The organism is Rhizobium sp. SVR5-9E (genome assembly GCF_056755095.1).
The window spans coordinates 110,064-126,022 of record NZ_JBNDHS010000003.1 but is presented as its reverse complement, the minus strand read 5'-3'; the positions used below and the strand labels follow the sequence as shown (position 1 = coordinate 126,022).

Annotated in this window: 13 protein-coding genes, 1 pseudogene and 1 riboswitch; of the genes and pseudogenes, 5 read left to right on the top strand and 9 right to left on the bottom strand. The window is 61.7% G+C overall.

The genetic code is table 11. The features are described 5' to 3' along the window. Positions 1–26: 26 nt before the first annotated feature. Entirely contained in the window at positions 27–821 is a 795-nt protein-coding gene (locus tag ACPYOJ_RS03105; protein WP_481414940.1) for a class I SAM-dependent methyltransferase, read from the bottom strand. Between the two features lie 75 nt (positions 822–896). On the opposite strand from ACPYOJ_RS03105, the gene ACPYOJ_RS03100 reads away from it, so the two are divergent. Beyond that, a complete protein-coding gene (locus tag ACPYOJ_RS03100; RefSeq protein WP_481414939.1) occupies positions 897–1,997 on the top strand; it encodes an AraC family transcriptional regulator in 1,101 nt (366 codons plus the stop codon). Here ACPYOJ_RS03100 and ACPYOJ_RS03095 read toward each other — a convergent pair. Continuing rightward, positions 1,985–2,977, bottom strand: coding sequence for a L,D-transpeptidase family protein (locus tag ACPYOJ_RS03095; protein ID WP_481414938.1), 993 nt, complete (start codon positions 2,975–2,977; stop codon positions 1,985–1,987). The genes ACPYOJ_RS03100 and ACPYOJ_RS03095 overlap by 13 nt on opposite strands. A gap of 141 nt (positions 2,978–3,118) precedes the next feature. Between ACPYOJ_RS03095 and ACPYOJ_RS03090 the strand changes: the two are divergent. Further along, positions 3,119–3,939 (top strand): annotated as a pseudogene (locus ACPYOJ_RS03090) (alpha/beta fold hydrolase). A gap of 128 nt (positions 3,940–4,067) precedes the next feature. Here ACPYOJ_RS03090 and ACPYOJ_RS03085 read toward each other — a convergent pair. The 4 genes from ACPYOJ_RS03085 to ACPYOJ_RS03070 are packed head-to-tail and all read right to left on the bottom strand — an operon-like array spanning position 4,068 to position 8,110. After that, positions 4,068–4,682 carry an ABC-type transport auxiliary lipoprotein family protein gene (locus ACPYOJ_RS03085; RefSeq protein ID WP_168831103.1) on the bottom strand — a complete coding sequence of 205 codons (615 nt, stop codon included), beginning with the start codon at positions 4,680–4,682 and terminating at the stop codon, positions 4,068–4,070. A gap of 29 nt (positions 4,683–4,711) precedes the next feature. Next, entirely contained in the window at positions 4,712–6,082 is a 1,371-nt protein-coding gene (locus ACPYOJ_RS03080; RefSeq protein ID WP_481414937.1) for an MlaD family protein, read from the bottom strand. Between the two features lie 3 nt (positions 6,083–6,085). Further along, complete coding sequence (locus ACPYOJ_RS03075) at positions 6,086–6,934, bottom strand: ABC transporter ATP-binding protein (RefSeq protein ID WP_168831101.1); 849 nt, start codon at positions 6,932–6,934, stop codon at positions 6,086–6,088. A 9-nt stretch (positions 6,935–6,943) separates the two neighbouring features. Further along, positions 6,944–8,110: an MlaE family lipid ABC transporter permease subunit gene (locus ACPYOJ_RS03070; RefSeq protein ID WP_481415000.1), complete on the bottom strand. Its 1,167-nt coding sequence runs from the start codon at positions 8,108–8,110 to the stop codon at positions 6,944–6,946. Between the two features lie 100 nt (positions 8,111–8,210). Here ACPYOJ_RS03070 and dgcA point away from each other — a divergent pair, with 100 nt between their 5' ends. After that, positions 8,211–9,194: an N-acetyl-D-Glu racemase DgcA gene (gene dgcA, locus ACPYOJ_RS03065; RefSeq protein WP_481414936.1), complete on the top strand. Its 984-nt coding sequence runs from the start codon at positions 8,211–8,213 to the stop codon at positions 9,192–9,194. Here dgcA and ACPYOJ_RS03060 read toward each other — a convergent pair. Beyond that, on the bottom strand, positions 9,146–10,366 hold the full coding sequence (locus ACPYOJ_RS03060; protein WP_481414935.1) for an MFS transporter: 1,221 nt from the start codon (positions 10,364–10,366) through the stop codon (positions 9,146–9,148). The genes dgcA and ACPYOJ_RS03060 overlap by 49 nt on opposite strands. 143 nt (positions 10,367–10,509) lie before the next feature. After that, the gene (locus ACPYOJ_RS03055) at positions 10,510–11,367 is read right to left on the bottom strand and encodes a UDP-2,3-diacylglucosamine diphosphatase (RefSeq protein WP_481414934.1); all 858 of its coding nucleotides are present in this window, start codon (positions 11,365–11,367) and stop codon (positions 10,510–10,512) included. Positions 11,368–11,537: 170 nt separating this feature from the next. Between ACPYOJ_RS03055 and ACPYOJ_RS03050 the strand changes: the two genes are divergently transcribed. Further along, a complete protein-coding gene (locus tag ACPYOJ_RS03050; RefSeq protein ID WP_481414933.1) occupies positions 11,538–13,850 on the top strand; it encodes an NADP-dependent malic enzyme in 2,313 nt (770 codons plus the stop codon). A gap of 124 nt (positions 13,851–13,974) precedes the next feature. Then, the gene (locus ACPYOJ_RS03045; RefSeq protein WP_481414932.1) at positions 13,975–15,039 is read left to right on the top strand and encodes a DUF2865 domain-containing protein; all 1,065 of its coding nucleotides are present in this window, start codon (positions 13,975–13,977) and stop codon (positions 15,037–15,039) included. A gap of 6 nt (positions 15,040–15,045) precedes the next feature. Here the strand turns inward: ACPYOJ_RS03045 and bluB are convergent, their stop codons facing one another. Further along, positions 15,046–15,729: a 5,6-dimethylbenzimidazole synthase gene (gene bluB, locus ACPYOJ_RS03040; protein WP_481414931.1), complete on the bottom strand. Its 684-nt coding sequence runs from the start codon at positions 15,727–15,729 to the stop codon at positions 15,046–15,048. Between the two features lie 41 nt (positions 15,730–15,770). Then, a riboswitch (cobalamin riboswitch) is annotated at positions 15,771–15,955 on the bottom strand. Positions 15,956–15,959 lie beyond the last annotated feature (4 nt).

Sequence of the window (15,959 nt, the reverse complement as noted above, 5' to 3'; positions counted from 1 at the left end):
GCGAGCTGTGTCCTCAAGGTTCGAGGCTAAGATTTGTGCACCTTGATGATCAGCGACGGCATGTCGAATTCGATCGTGCCGCCACTGGTCACGAAAGGCCTGAGCGCCGTTTTCGCCTCCTTGAGGAGCTGCTCGAACTGTTCGTCGGTCAGCACGCCGCCGAGCGTCCATACGCAGGCGCGTTCGGTCGACACCAGTGCATCAATCGACCTGAAGCGGACCTTTCCATTACGCTGGACGATCTCCGCGCCCGGTATACCCGCCCCATTGCAGATTTCACGCAGTCTCCCGGCGTCGCCGAGGCTGAAGGGCGCGCGGAACGCATCCCCCACCTCCTTGCCGAACAGCCTGTCGAGCAACGGCGCGAAGGTGCCGTATCCCGGCGAGTTTTCGACCGCATCGCACACCGCAACGGCCAGACGGCCCCCCGGTTTCAGGACCCGCATCATCTCGGCAAGCGCCTTCGGCTTGTCCTCGAAGAACATCAAGCCGAACTGGCTGACGACGGCGTCGAAGCTGTTGTCCGGCAAAGGCAGTGCCTCGGCCACTCCTTCGATCCATTCGATCGCCACCGGCTTGCGGCGCGCAACCGCCAGCATCTCCGGATTTGCGTCGAGCCCGACAACCGAGCCCGAAGGGCCGGCGATCTCGGCTAAGGCCAGCGTCAGGGCGCCTGTACCGCAAGCCACGTCCAGCACGCGGTCCCCTTTCCGCACCCCGACTTCCGCGGCGACGACCGGCCCCCATTGCGCAAACAGCGCCGGCACGAAATGGGCGTCGTAGATCTCGGCCGGACCGCGCACCTTCTCAAGTGTCGTCATAGCTTCCTCCACCTTGAAATTCAGGCAGCCGCACATCCGGTGGATATGCCGGCGGGGATAGGATACTCTCTAAGCATGGTCCAAGGCCATGACCGGACGTCTTTGTCGCTTGCCGTATCGTCCAAGATGCTCGATGCGGGGCGGTCAGATGGCGCTTCTTCGGAGGTGAAGCCGGCTGCCGGGGACAGACCGTTCGGCGCCGACCCGCTTTCGGACGTCCTGGGTACCGTCAAGCTGACGGGCGCGCTGTTCTTCCTGGTGGACGGGTCGTTCCCCTGGGGCGTGGCGGTGCCGCCGGCGCGGGCGTTTTCCTCCATCATCCCGCCGCGCGCCCAGCATATCGTGTCCTATCACATCATCCTGAAAGGCTCCGGCTGGGCCGGCATTCCGGACGTCACCTCCACGTCGTTCGAGGCCGGTGACGTGCTGGTGCTGCCGCATGGCGACCCCTATTCGATGCTCAGCGAACCCGGCCAGCCGCCGGAATTCGACGCCGAAGCGACGATGGATTTTTTCCGGGCCATGGCGGCGGGCAGGCTGCCGTTCGTGGCCAGGGAAGGCGGCGGCGGCGAGCCGCGCTGCGAATTCGTCTGCGGCTTTCTCGGCTGCGATATGCAGCCCTTCAATCCCCTGCTCTCGACCCTGCCGCGCCTCCTGCGGATCAAGCGGTCGCACGACGGGCGCGAAGGTCTCTTGAGCAGCCTCATCGACCTCACTCTTGCCGAGGCGCGCCGGGCGCGGATTGGCGGCGGCTCCATCCGGATGAGACTGAGTGAACTCATTTTCGTCGAGGTGATGCGCCGATATCTGGAGAACCTTCCGGCTCATGAGACCGGCTGGCTCTCGGGCCTGCGCGACCCTCAAATCGGCAAGGTCCTGATCATGCTCCACGAGCAGCCCGCATATCCGTGGACGCTGAACGAGCTGGCAAGCCGCGCCTGCATGTCGCGCGCCGCCCTCGCGGCCCGTTTCACCCATCTCGTCGGCCACGCCCCGATGCAGTACCTAGCGCTCTGGCGTATGCAGATTGCCGCGCGCCTTCTTGGCGACAGTTCCATGAAGGTGGCCGCCGTGGGCCGTGAGATCGGATACGAATCCGAGGCTGCCTTCAGCCGGGCGTTCAGGAAGACCGTGGGCGTCTCGCCCGCCGCTTGGCGGGGCCCTTACATGGGGTGATCGGTGAACTCGACCTTCACGCCGGTCTTGACCATCCCCGCCAATTCCTCCGCATCCCAGTTTGTCAGGCGAACGCATCCGTGCGATCCGGCCTTGTCGATGAGGGACGGTTCCGGCGTGCCGTGGATCCCGTAGGTTGGCTCCGTCAGATCGATCCAGACGCTGCCGACGGGTCCGTTGGGGCCACCGGGCAGCTTTAGGACCTTCCTGTTTTTGCCTTGCTGGAAGTTGACTTTGGGGTTGTAGGTGTAGGTGGGCATTCGAACGACGCCCTTGACCTTGTGCATGCCAGAGGGCGAAGGCGTCTCTTCGCTGCCGATCGTAGCGGGATAGACGGCAAGCAGCTTGCCATCTTCAGCAAAGGCCAGGACTTGCCCCGCTTGCCTGCGAGCTTCTATCCGCTTGACCTTACCCTCCCTCGCGACGCCGGGCATCGCGACCTGCACAGTCCCTCCGACGGCAAATGCCGAGCCCGGATTGAGCGCCTTGAGAAGGTCGATGTCCATATGAAACCGCTCGGACAGTTTCTCCGCGACGCTTGTATATCCGAGGCGCTTCATCTTGGCTTGCTTTGCGTAGTCTCCGGGAATGCGATCGACGAGACCCCTGGCATCGTCTTCCGAGATGACATAAGGCTGGATGACAGGCCCATCGTTTGAAAGTCGACCGATCACCGCGGGGTCCGGCTTTCCGTCAACCGGAAGACTCTGCATGGCCTCAAATCCGGCAATCGCCTTGGTGACATTCTCGCCGTAGAAACCGTCGATTACCCCAGGAGATGAACCGGCGCGGTCCAGAAGAACCTGGAGATGAACGATGGCGGGATCTGGTCGGGGCGCGGCCTTGGGCGGCCGCTCCGGCGAAATCGAGGCGATCGAAGCATTGTTGATGGCGTCCGGCTGAAGCTCCTGAGCACTGGCGGTGCCATAGAGGACCAATGTCAGTGATGCTGCGATGAGAGTCCTGTTCATCATGAACATCAAAGCCGCAGCGGCCGAACTTGTTCCGCCTGATGGCTTCGGGCATTCGGATCAACCTTGACCTCCGCAGATGTCCAAAGCGGGCGCCAACAATCGCCACAGTCGCGTCAATAATACCAGGTCAGCCTTGAAGGTGAACGTGTGGTTGAATTGATTTCCCAAGAGCACTTTTCAGCACTGAAGCGGACCGTCGTGCTTCCCGGCGGGCTCCGGCTTGCCTATTTCGAGATGGGCGACCCCAACGCCGTGCCCGTCCTCCTGCTCCACGGGTTTACGGACAGCGCGCGAAGTTGGAGCCTCACGGCGCCGTATATGGGGACGGGCTTTCGCGTCGTTGCGCCGGACCTGCGCGGCCACGGAGACTCCGACCGGCCTGAGGGCTGCTACACGATTCCCGAGATGGCGAATAATGTGCGGTTGCTGATAGAGGCCTTGAGCCTCACACCCGCCCACGTGGTCGGCCATTCGCTTGGCGGACGGCTTGGCCAAGCGGTCGCTGAGCGGTGGCCCCATCTCGTCCGCAAGATCGTGCTGATATCGACCTCCGCCGCGTTGCGCGAACGTCGGGGCTGGTTGTGGGAAAACATCCAGATGCTCCGCGATCCAATCGATCCCGAAAGCACATTCATCCATGAATGGTGTTCCGGGCAGTTACGGTCGACGAGAGTTTCCTCGCCCATATGAAACGCGAGAGTGCCGCACTGCCGTCACGAATCTGGCATTCGATTTACTACGAGCAGCTTGCCTATGATCCGTCAGCGCTTCTGCAGGATATTTCCGCGACGACGCTCATCCTATGGGGCGAAGAGGACATGATCGCGACTGAGGAGCATCAGGCCCGGATGAAAGATGCAATCGTTGGTGCGGAGTTCGTTTCCCTTCCCGGCCACGGCCATAACCTCCATTGGGAAGCCCCCGAAAAGGTGGCCGGCTTGATCCGGGGATTTCTGGAGCATCCGTGACAGGGCCTGGCGCGAAGCCGTCGTGTCAAACCGGCTCCTGTACGGAAATGTATCCATCTTTCATGACCGGAAGCGCTGCATTTCGCACGGCTTCAAGCATATGCCGAAAGAAAAAGGCCATCACCGCCTCAGATCGAGGTCAATGTCCAATTAACGATCTGCCCCGTCACCGCCGCGAATGCGCGGTCGAGCGCCTTCACATATCCTTCGCTCGAGCCGCCGCCCGCCGGCGTTGCTGCACGGAAGACCCTCTGCGCGCGGACGGTGCCGTTGCGGTCATTGAGGATCATCGCCGAAATTTCAACAACTGCCTGGTTGCCGGCGCCCGCGTCGATCTCGAAGGAGCGTATTTCGGTGACGACCTGATAATCGATCGCAAGGCCCTGCCCCGGCTTGCCGACGCCGCCGAGTTTGCCCGAGTTCTGGTAGGCCTCGACGAGCTTCGACTGGACCATGCGAGGCAGGCTGTCGCTCCACTGCGAGCGCGCCAAATACTGGATCACGGAAGGAGAGACACGGACAACGATCTGATCGCTGTTCAGCGGCTTCAGCGCCGTCGGCTCCTGCACGAGAATTTGGCTTCGCCTGGCCGCCGGCCCCTCACCGCTGACAGGCGCTGACAGATCAAAGGTGTCATTCTTGGCAGCTGTACCGCAGCCGGTCACTGCTAGCGCCACCAACGGCATAAGGATTGCGGTCCTCGCCAGCAAGGCACGGCACGCCCACACATGCGATACGCCCATATGCTACCTCTGCTTCCTAAATATCCATGTCAACGGCGCGTCCGGCCGTCATATTGCTTCACTGTATCGCCGCCAAAAATGAGCCGCTGCGGAGAGCGGTCGAAATTGCTGATCGCATCGTTGAGATTCTGCACCGTCCGGCGGGCATCGTTGACGAGCGCCTGCACGTCGCCCAGCCCGCCGCCCGAGAATTTCTGCAGATTGTCCGCGATCGGACCGATGCGGGCATTCAGATTGTCCGCCACCTTCTTGAAGGATTCGAGTGTTGTGCGCGCTTCCGCAAAGAGCGACTGCGAATTGTCGGTGCCGAGCATCGCGTCGAGCTTGATCAGGATGCCGTCGACGCGGGTGGAAGCCGAGTTCAGCTTGTTCGCCATCTGCGAGACGTCCTGGATCGTCTGGTCGATATCTTTCTGGTGCGCCGACACCGTATTGGCAACGTCGCGGATGGAAGCGACCGCAACGCGCGCGTCCTTGGTCGTTTGCGCGATATCCTCAACCGACCCCTTCACCTTGGCGGGATCGATCTGCGCGATCAGCGTATCGACGCGGTCGAGCGTCGTCTGCGCCTTCTTGCCGAAGTCGTTGAAGGTCGTCGCCGTCTCGTTGAACCTCTGAACAGCACCCTTCAGATCGCCCGACGCATTGGCGATGTCGGTGCTGACCTTTTGGGCGTTCGTGAGGATCGTATCGATCTTTTTGGCATCAACGGCCTTCACGAGCCCCTCGATCGCGACAAGGGTTGAATCGACACGGCCGGAGACGTTGCGCACGGTCTCCGAAAGCTGACCGACACTCTGCAGGAAGGAATCGATATTGCCGGAATTCTTCGCCAGTGCATCGGAGAAGGTTTCCGCATTCTGGAGCGTTTTCGTGAGCGACGGGCGGGCATCCTGGACAAAAGTCTGAATCTGGCCGATCGCGTCATTTGCGCGGTCGAGGATCTTGTCGGCCGTCGCCAGCAGGTTCGTCACGCTAGACTGGTCTGCGACGATCACCGCGCGCTGGCCGGTTTCCAGCGACTTCTTCAGGATGTTATCTTCGCCGACCCTGCCGCCTGAGAGCTCGATATAGGCCGCTCCCGTCAGGCCCTGGATTTCAAGGATTGCCTTGGTGGACGGATAGATGGGGGCGTCGACGCGCACTTCCGTGAACGCAAGCGAATATTGCGGATCGTCGGCGTCGATCGACAGCGACGTCACGGAGCCCACCTGAATACCGTTGAAACGCACCGGCGAGCCGACGCTGAGGCCGTTCGCGGAACCCGGAATGCGAACCACGAGCTCCGCCATCGGACCGCTCCGGCCATACTCCGCCATCCAGTAGACGAAGCCGAAGGCGGCAGCGATCACCAGAACGGTGAAAAAACCGACGATTGTGTAATTCGCTCTCGTTTCCATCGTTTACTTCCCGCTGCCGTGTTCGGCGCTCTCGGCGCGGCCAGCTGCGTTTTCTCCTTGCGGTACGATCGCGCGCGCGCGCTTACCCTTGAAATAGGCCTGAACCCACGGATCGTCATAGGCCAGCATATCTTCGATCGTTCCCTCAACCATTACTCGCTTGTGTCCAAGCACGGCAATACGGTCGCAGACGGAAAACAGGCTGTCGAGGTCGTGGGTTACCATATAAACGGTCAGTCCGAGCGTATCGCGCAGGCGGGCAATCAGCTCGTCGAATTCCGTAGCGCCGATCGGATCGAGGCCGGACGTCGGCTCGTCCAGGAAAACCAGGTCCGGGTCGAGCGCCAGAGCGCGCGCCAGTGCTGCGCGCTTGATCATGCCGCCGGAAAGCTCGGATGGATATTTGTCCGCCGCATCCGCAGCAAGGCCGACGAGCCGGATCTTCAGGTGCGCCAGCTCGTCCATCAGGGATTTCGGCAGATCCAGATATTCCCGCATCGGCACCTGGATGTTTTCCTTCACCGTCAGCGAGGAAAACAACGCGCCCTGCTGGAAGAGTACGCCGAGGCGCATGTCCAGCGCATTCCGCTCGGCCTCGCCGAGCTCATCGAAGTTCTGGCCAAGGATCTTGATCGTACCGGATTGGCGGGGCAATAGCCTGAGGATGGTCCGCATGAGGACGGATTTGCCGGTGCCCGATGCACCGACGAAGCCTAGGATTTCACCGCGGTAGATGTCGAGGTTGAGCTTGTCGAGCACGATCTTCGAGCCAAAGCCAACGGTGACGTCGCGCGCTGACAGCACGATGTCCCGCTCCTTCTTCCCGCCCGGCTCTGGTACCTGCCCGTCCACGCTGAACCCTTAAAAATCGATGGCCGCATAGAACATGGCAAACAGCCCGTCCATGAGGATGACGACAAAAATCGACTTCACGACCGAAGCCGTGACGTGCTGGCCGAGCGATTCGGCGCTGCCTCCGACCTTAAGGCCTTCTACGGCGGCGACAATACCGATGACGAGCGCCATGAACGGGGCCTTGATCATGCCGGAGAGCACGGTCGACAACGTGACCGCCTCGTGCAGGCGCGAAAGGAAGGTCGCGAAGGTGATCCCGGAATAGGCCCAGGCCACCGTTGCCGCACCGAAGAGCGAGGCGAAGTTTGCAAGCACCGTCAGAAGCGGCAGCGCCACCGTCAGCGCCACAAGCCGCGGGAAGATCAGCACGCCTATGGGATTCAGGCCCATGACCTTCAGCGCGTCGACTTCCTCGCGCATCTTCATGGAGCCGATTTCCGCCGTGATCGCGCTGCCCGAACGGCCGGCGATCATGATCGCCGTCAAAAGCACGCCGATTTCGCGAAGCTGGAGGATGCCGACAAGGTCAACGACGAAGACCTCAGCCCCGAAATACCGGAGCTGGAAAGCGCCCTGCTGGGCGATGATGGCGCCGATCAGATACGACATCAGCAGGATGATCGGCACCGCCCGCACACCCATATGATCGATCTGATTGACGATCGAAGCCGGAGAAACGCCACTGCCGCGCCCGAATTTCATCTGCGCGCCGCGCACGGCGGACCCGAGAATATACATCGCAGCCGTGAGGTTATTCCAAACCTCGACAGTCATCTCACCGATCGGCGCGAAAATTTTCTCCGCAATGCCGGTTTTCTTCGGAGCCTCGACTTCCTGCTCCGCCGGCTTTTCGGAAAATTCTTCGATCAGCTCATCGATATGTGGATTGGTTCCCTCGAATCGAACCTTCCGCCCGGCCTCCTCTCCCTGCTGCTTGAGGCGGCACAGCAGCCACACGCCAGCGGTATCGATATCCGTGACGTGGGACAGATCGAGCGTCAGATCGCCTTTGCCGTGGGAAATCTTTTCGAAGTCGCGCAGGACGAGATGGATGTTGGCGCTGCGCCAATTGCCTTCGAGATGAACGCGGCGCTCTCCACCATTGGCTTGGTCGTCAACATACAGAGAGGCGGCGCTGCGGGTCTCGGGCTTCAAAACGCTTGTGTCTTTCAGGGCTTGGGGCGACATTGCCGACTCGCGAACATATCGCTCGCGCCCGGCGCGTTAATATACCGAAAACACCTAGAATTTCCATGCTCGTAGGATTGCAATTATGCCACGCTCGCTCGAAATCGAGATGAACTCATTTCCCATCGCAGGCACCTTCACGATCTCCCGCGGTGCAAAGACTTCGGCGGAGGTGATTACCTGCGTTCTTACCGAAAACGGCAGGCGTGGCTGGGGCGAATGCGTCCCTTACCGCCGCTACGGCGAAACGATGGAAAGCGTGGCGGCACAGATCGAAGCCGCCCGGCCGCTGATCGAGCAAGGCATTTCAACTGAAGACCTGCTGCGCGCCATGCCCCCTGGCGCGGCAAGAAATGCCGTCGATTGCGCGATATGGGATCTGGAGGCCAAGCTTGGCGGGCAAAGCGTCGCCGAACGCCTTGGCCTCGGCTCTCTGCAGCCGCTCACGACCGCCTATACGATCTCGCTCGGGGAGCCGGAGGTCATGGCGGCGCAGGCGCGCGAACATTCGGCAAGGACGCTGCTGAAGGTCAAGGTCGGCACTGGCGACGACGAAAGCCGGATCCGCGCCGTGCGCGACGCCGCACCCGATAGCATCATCATGCTCGATGCCAACGAGGGCTGGCCCGAGGAAACGCTCACGCATCACCTGCGCATTTCCGCCGAAATGAAGATCGCCCTCGTCGAGCAGCCGCTGCCCGCAGGCAAGGACGAAATGCTCGCCTGTATCGAGCGCCCGGTTCTCGTCTGCGCCGACGAAAGCGTTCATCATACCGGCGATCTCGCCAGCCTCCGCGACCGCTATGACGCCATCAATATCAAGCTCGACAAGACCGGCGGCCTGACGGAAGCCCTTGCGATGAAGCGCGAGGCACAACGCCTCGGCTTCCAGATCATGCTTGGGTGCATGGTCGGAACATCGCTTGCCATGGCGCCTGCCGTGCTGTTGGCGCAGGACGTCGAATTCGTCGATCTCGACGGCCCGCTGCTTCTCGCCCGCGACCGCGAGCCGGGGTTGCGCTACACCGCCTCTCTGGTCTTTCCGCCGGAGAAGGAGCTTTGGGGCTGAAGGTAATAGGCCGTGAAGACGAGGGCCATGCCCAAGGCTGCGGCCAGCGCCATGACATAGTAGCTCGCGAGGCCGAGCCAGCTGTAGATATAGCCCGAGGCAAGCGTCATCAGTCCCATCAACATACCGTTGTAGAAGAAGTAGGCGCCTTGGGCGGATGATTCCTGCGTTGCCTGAACCGTGGCGACGATCCGGCGCTGTACACCGGTATGCACAAAGGCATACGTGCAGGAGTGGAAGCACTGCAGGAAGAAGAAGCCGGCAAAGCCCCAATGCATCGGAAACAGGATCCAGCGGCAGATGCACACGGCACAGCCGATCCGGATGAGCGTCCAGGCGCTGAAGCGGCGGTTGAGGTGCTTTGAAACGAAGAAGACCATAACCTCGGAGGCGACGCCGGCGCTCCAGAGAATGCCGACCTCGGTTCCCGAAAAACCAAGCTGGTGCCAGTAGATCGAGGCAAACGCGTAGAGCACCGCATGGCTCGACTGCTGTATCGCGACGCCCCAAAGCAGCACCAGAAGATGCGGCTGCCGGAGCGAACTGCCAGTCGCCGCCGGTATGTCGACTGGCGTGCCGCGCCGTCGCGTCGGCCCGATGCGCGGACAGTAGATCGCCATCAGCATCGTCGCGACGAAGCCGAAGATCATGACCGGCAGCACCATGGAGCCGCCCCAATGGCCGATCATTTCGCCGCCGATCAGCGTCGATGCGATGAAGGCGATCGAACCCCAGACCCGCATCGAGCCATAGTCGAGCCCCCACCGGCGCACGCCGGAAATGACGATCGACTCCACGACCGGCACATAGGGCGCGAAGGTCGCTCCCTGCATCGTGAAGACGATCAGCACCGGCCAGAACGTTGTCGTCCAGTAGAGCGCCACCGCCGTCAGCAACGACAGTCCGCCGGACCAGAGCAACACGTCGGCACGCTCCTTCATGCGGTCGGCATACATGGCAACGATCGGCGCCACGAGAACGCGCACGACCATCGGCACCGCCAGAACGACACCAATTTCATGATCCGTGAATTTGTGGACCGCGAGCCAGACGGGAAAGAAGGGAAGAACGACGCCGTTGACAATCAGGGGGGCGCAGTAAGACAGGGCGCTGAGCAGCCGAAAGCGCGGCGGCGGCCCCTTACCTGTCGGGGCGTTTTGGGCGGGAATCATTGGTTGACCTGTAGGAAACTGTGCGTCACCTAGCACATCAACCTAAGCGCGACTATGGCGAGAAATCGCCTCTCTGAAACGTTTTAGAAAATAAGTAGGGCTGTCGCCGGAAGGCAACGGCTAGATGCCTTCCCAATAAAAAATCAGGCAGCCTGCGGCTCAAGCTTGCTGTCGCGATGCTCGATTGCCAAAGGAATGGCTTGGGCGTCCGTAATGGCCTGGGAGTCCATAATCGAGCGCCAGGTAATGAGTTCGAACGTGCCGTCCTCATGCTCGGCGATCGCCGTGCAGCTCTCCACCCAGTCGCCGGTGTTGATGTAGCGCACGCCGTCCAAATCCTCGATTACGGCATGATGGATATGGCCGCAGATGACGCCGTCAGCACCGCTCTTGCGCGCTTCCTCGGCGACCACGCGCTGAAACTCTCCGATGAAGTTCACGGCATGCTTTACCTGCAGCTTCGCCCAGGCGGAGAATGACCAATAGGGCATGCCCATCCGGCGCCGGATGGCGGCCAGCACGATATTGATGCGGATCGCCATGTCATAGGCCCAATCGCCGAGATAGGCGAGCAGCCGCGCGTTGCGCACGACGACGTCGAATTCGTCTCCGTGAAGGATGAGATATTTCTTGCCGTCGGCTCCATCGTGCATCATGCGCTCAGCCACTTCGATGCCGCCGAAATGCATGCCCGGGAAGTCACGCAGGAATTCGTCGTGATTGCCTGGAATATAGACGACTCGCGTGCCCTTGCGCGCCTTGCGCAGCAGCTTCTGCACCACGTCGTTGCAGACCTGCGGCCAGTACCAGCTCCGCTTCAGCCGCCAGCCGTCGACGATGTCGCCGATGAGAAATATCGTATCGGCTTCGTGATACCGAAGGAAATCGATGAGGAAGTCTGCCTTCGCCGCCTTGGAGCCGAGATGCACATCGGAAATGAAGAGAGTACGGAAGTGTCGGGTATCCATATTGTCTTTCACAGGCGTCCTGCCCGCCCCCATCGTTCATCTGGTCTTCCAAAATCAGACTCGTGTTTCAGGAAGATGACAGGAAGGCACATTGTCGCGCCTGCGCGATTTCCACGTCGATGCCGAAATTCTGACTGGCCCGCTCAGCCGATTGTTGTATGGAGGAGTCTCGGAAAAGTGTAAGTGCGGTAGTGGAGACGGCAATGGATCATCAGGAAAAATCCAAGACGGACAAAAATGAAACGGGCGGAAACCTCGACGAACAGGCGCTTTTCTTCCACCGTTATCCCCGTCCCGGCAAACTCGAAATTCAGGCGACCAAGCCGCTCGGCAATCAGCGCGACCTCGCGCTTGCCTATTCCCCGGGCGTCGCAGCACCCTGCCTTGCGATCCGCGACAATCCGGAAACCGCCGCCGATTACACCTCGCGCGCCAATCTGGTTGCCGTTATCTCTAACGGCACCGCCGTTCTCGGCCTCGGGAATATCGGCCCGCTCGCTTCTAAGCCGGTGATGGAAGGCAAGGCGGTTCTCTTCAAGAAGTTTGCCGGCATCGACGTGTTCGACATCGAAATCGACGCGTCCACCGTCGACCAGATGGTTTCCACCGTATCCTCGCTCGAACCGACCTTCGGCGGCATCAACCTCGAGGACATCAAGGCGCCGGAATGCTTCGAGGTCGAGCGCCAGCTTCGCGAGAAGATGAATATTCCCGTCTTCCATGACGACCAGCACGGCACCGCGATCATCGTTGCGGCCGCGGTCCTGAACGGTCTGGAACTGGCCGGCAAGAAGATCGGGGATGTCAAGATCGTCACCTCGGGCGCGGGTGCCGCGGCGCTCGCCTGCCTCAATCTTCTCGTCGAGCTCGGTGCCAAGAAGAAGAACATCTGGGTCCACGACATCGAGGGACTGGTCTATGACGGCCGCAACGTGCTGATGGACGAGTGGAAGGAGGTCTATGCCCAAAAGACCGACAAGCGCGTGCTCGCCGACAGCATCGGCGGCGCCGACGTCTTCCTTGGCCTTTCTGCAGCCGGCGTCTTGAAACCGGAACTGCTCGCGCAGATGGCCGAGAAGCCACTCATCATGGCGCTCGCCAACCCGACGCCCGAGATCATGCCGGAGCTTGCGCGTGCGGCCCGCCCCGACGCGATGATCTGCACCGGCCGGTCCGACTTCCCGAACCAGGTGAACAACGTCCTCTGCTTCCCCTACATCTTCCGCGGCGCGCTCGATTGTGGCGCCACGGCCATCAACGAACAGATGAAGATGGCCGCCGTCAAGGCGATTGCCGGGCTTGCCCGCGAGGAAGTATCGGACGTCGCCGCCCGCGCCTATTCCGGCGAGACGCCGGTCTTCGGTCCTGATTACCTCATCCCCTCGCCCTTCGATCCGCGTCTCATCCTGCGCATCGCTCCGGCTGTCGCCAAGGCGGCCGCCGAGACCGGCGTTGCATCGCGGCCGATCGCCGATTTCGACGCCTATCTCGATCAGCTGAACCGCTTCGTCTGGCGCTCGGGCTTCGTCATGAAGCCGATCTTCACGAGCGCCAAGACTGCCGACAAGAAGCGCGTCATTTTCGCGGAAGGCGAAGACGAGCGCGTCCTGCGTGCGGCCCAGGTACTGCTGGAAGAAAAGATCGGCGAGCCGATCCTGATCGGCCGTCCATCGGTTATCGAGGCGCGCCTGAAGCGCTTCGGCATCCGCATTCGCCCGAATGTCGATTTCGCCGTGGTAAACCCCGAAGACGACCCCCGTTACCGCGACTACGTCGACGACTACTTCGCCCTCGTCGGTCGTGCGGGCATCAATCCGGAGGCCGCCCGCACCATCGTGCGCACCAACACCACCGTCATCGGCGCCTTGTCGGTGAAGCGCGGCGAGGCCGATGCCCTCATCTGCGGCGTCGAAGGCCGGTTCGACCGCCACCTCAAGGACGTAGGCCAGATCATCGGCAGGCGGCCGGGCGTCTGCACCTTTGCCGGCCTCAGCCTGCTGATCACCCAGAAAGGACCGGTTTTCTTCGCCGATACTTTCGTGAAATACAATCCGACGCATGATGAGATCGCCGAGATCGCCCTTCTCGCGGCCGAGGAAGTTCGCCGCTTCGGCATAACGCCGAAGGCCGCGCTGATCTGTCATTCGAATTTCGGCTCCCGCGACTCCGAGAGCGCCCGAAAGATGCGCGACGCCCTGCAGCTCGTGCGCAAGCGTGCCCCCGAACTCGAGGTCGACGGTGAAATGCAGGGCGGCTCGGCGCTATCGGAAACACTGCGCAAGCGCGCCATGCCGAATAGCGCCCTGACCGGCGAAGCCAATCTCCTGCTCTTCCCGAATCTCGATGCCGCCAACATTTCGCTCGGCATCGTCCGCACGATGATGGATGCGCTTCATGTCGGCCCGATTCTGCTTGGAACCGCGCAGCCTGCGCATATCCTGTCGACTTCGGTCACCTCGCGCGGCGTCGTGAACATGGCGGCTCTTGCGGTCGTTGAGGCTTCGCAGCCCGCATAAGTTGCTGCCAAACGGGAAAATGCGTTAGAATCCGTCGCTAGCCTGTTAACGGAAACAGGCTAGAAAGGCATACGCGGCGAATGCTCCGCCGCGTACCGGCCTGGCTTGCTAGCGGGATGATACCGTGAAACGTCGAAACCTGACCCTTGCGCTTCTATTTACCCTCGCAGCTCCCGCGGCCGCGCAGACGAATGCGATCTGCCAGGACCTGCGCGCCCGCCTCGCCAATCTGCCGGAAATCACGACCAACAGCCCCGAGCTCAACCACCACTACGCCAGCGCAATTGCCGAGCAGAATCTCGAACTGCGCGATGTCCGCGAAGACATGCGCAGGTACGGCTGCTCTGTCGACAGCATGGTGGTGATCGGCGGCGAGAATGCGGACTACTGCAGCGAATTGGAGCAATCCGAAGCGCGCATGGTCGACAACATCCAGTATCTGCAGGACCGCAGCAACGACCTGCGCGAACGGGAAGGCGTGGACGATCGCGGACGCCGGGAGCTGATGGCGGCGCTTGAAGACAATGGCTGCAATGAGGTCGAGGAATATTGGCCCGACGATCAAGCCTATGCCCCCGCGCCGAGCCCCGAAGAGCAGACAATGCGCAGCGACACGTTCATCCCGCTCGGCGTGCCGCGCGGCGAGCCGATGGCGCAAGTCACCACCATGTGCGTGCGCACCTGCGACGGCGGCTTTTTCCCGATCACCACGAACGCAACCTCGGTCGATTTTGGACGCGACGCTGCGACATGCTCGAAAATGTGCCCGGGCATTGAAACCGAACTCTTCTACCAGGACATCGCGAACCCCGACGCCGCCAACATGATCTCGGCGTCGACCGGTGCGCCTTACAGCGCCATGCCGAATGCCTTCGCCTACAAGAAGCGCGCCCCCGGCGAAAAGTCGACCTGCTCTTGCAATCTGTCAGCCTACTACGACAACATCCGCAAGAACCAGGCGATCAGCGAGCCGCCGCAGAAAGGCTCGATCACGACTATCCGGTCGAAGCCGCCGGCGACCGCCGCCGCGACCCCGGAACCGGCGCCGCAACCCTCGGTGCCGGATCGCCCCTATGATCCCGCAAACAACAAGGTCCGTCAGGTCGGTCCGCAGTTCCTGGCTGGCGATCAGGGTGCGATCGACCTCAAGAGGCCCGCAACATCCGGCGCGCAGCCGCAACAGAACTGACGGGCGCTAGCGGTTGCCCCACCGGTCGGAGAAGATCAGTTCTTCCAGAGGCAGGCGCTGCCGCCAGCCTTTCACGGCGAGCTCCGGCTCCAGGTAAAGCTCGTCGACATAGCCTGCGCACAGCCACGCGATCACCTCGATATGCGCCGGGATACCGAGTATCTCCTTCAGGTCGCTCTCGTGGAAAATGCTCACCCAGCCGATACCGACGCCCTCCGCTCGGGCCGCGAGCCACAGGTTCTGGACCGCGCAGACCGTCGAGTAGGCGTCCATGCGTGGATTGTGGGTCCGTCCGAGCACCACGCTGCCGCCGCGTGTCGGATCGCAGGTCACGCAGATGCCGAGCGGCGCCCGCAAAATGCCTTCGAGCTTCAACGAGCGGTATTTGTCGCGGCGCTCCCCGTCGAACATCTCCGTCGCCTCGCGGTTTGCGCGGTCGAAGGCTTGCCACACCTGCTGCCGAACGGCCGGATCGCGCACCAGAATGAAGTTCCAGGGTTGCATGAAGCCGACGGAGGGCGCGTGGTGCGCTGCCTCCAGCAGGCGTCCCACAACATCGTCGGGCAAGGGATCGGGCAGAAACTGATCGCGCACGTCGCGGCGGGTCATGATCGCCCGATAAACCGCATCGCGTTCTTCACTATCAAAGGCAGACGCGCCCGCAAGCGCGCCGTCATTCAAGGGTCGCATCGTCAAATCCCCAACAACGCAACCGCCCGCCGTCCGCGCGGGTCAGTCTATCCTGTCAGGCCGGTCTTCTGACTTGGCGTCACCCGCTTGCCGCAGCCTTCCCGGCCCGAAAGCCAGTGGCAGTTTTGCAGCAAGCGTCAGCCTTACAGCGTTGGGCACGTTCCGGTCTCACACCGGATTCCCGATTCTCCTGCTTGAAGCAGGCACCTGACGGCAGTCTCTATCTCCCG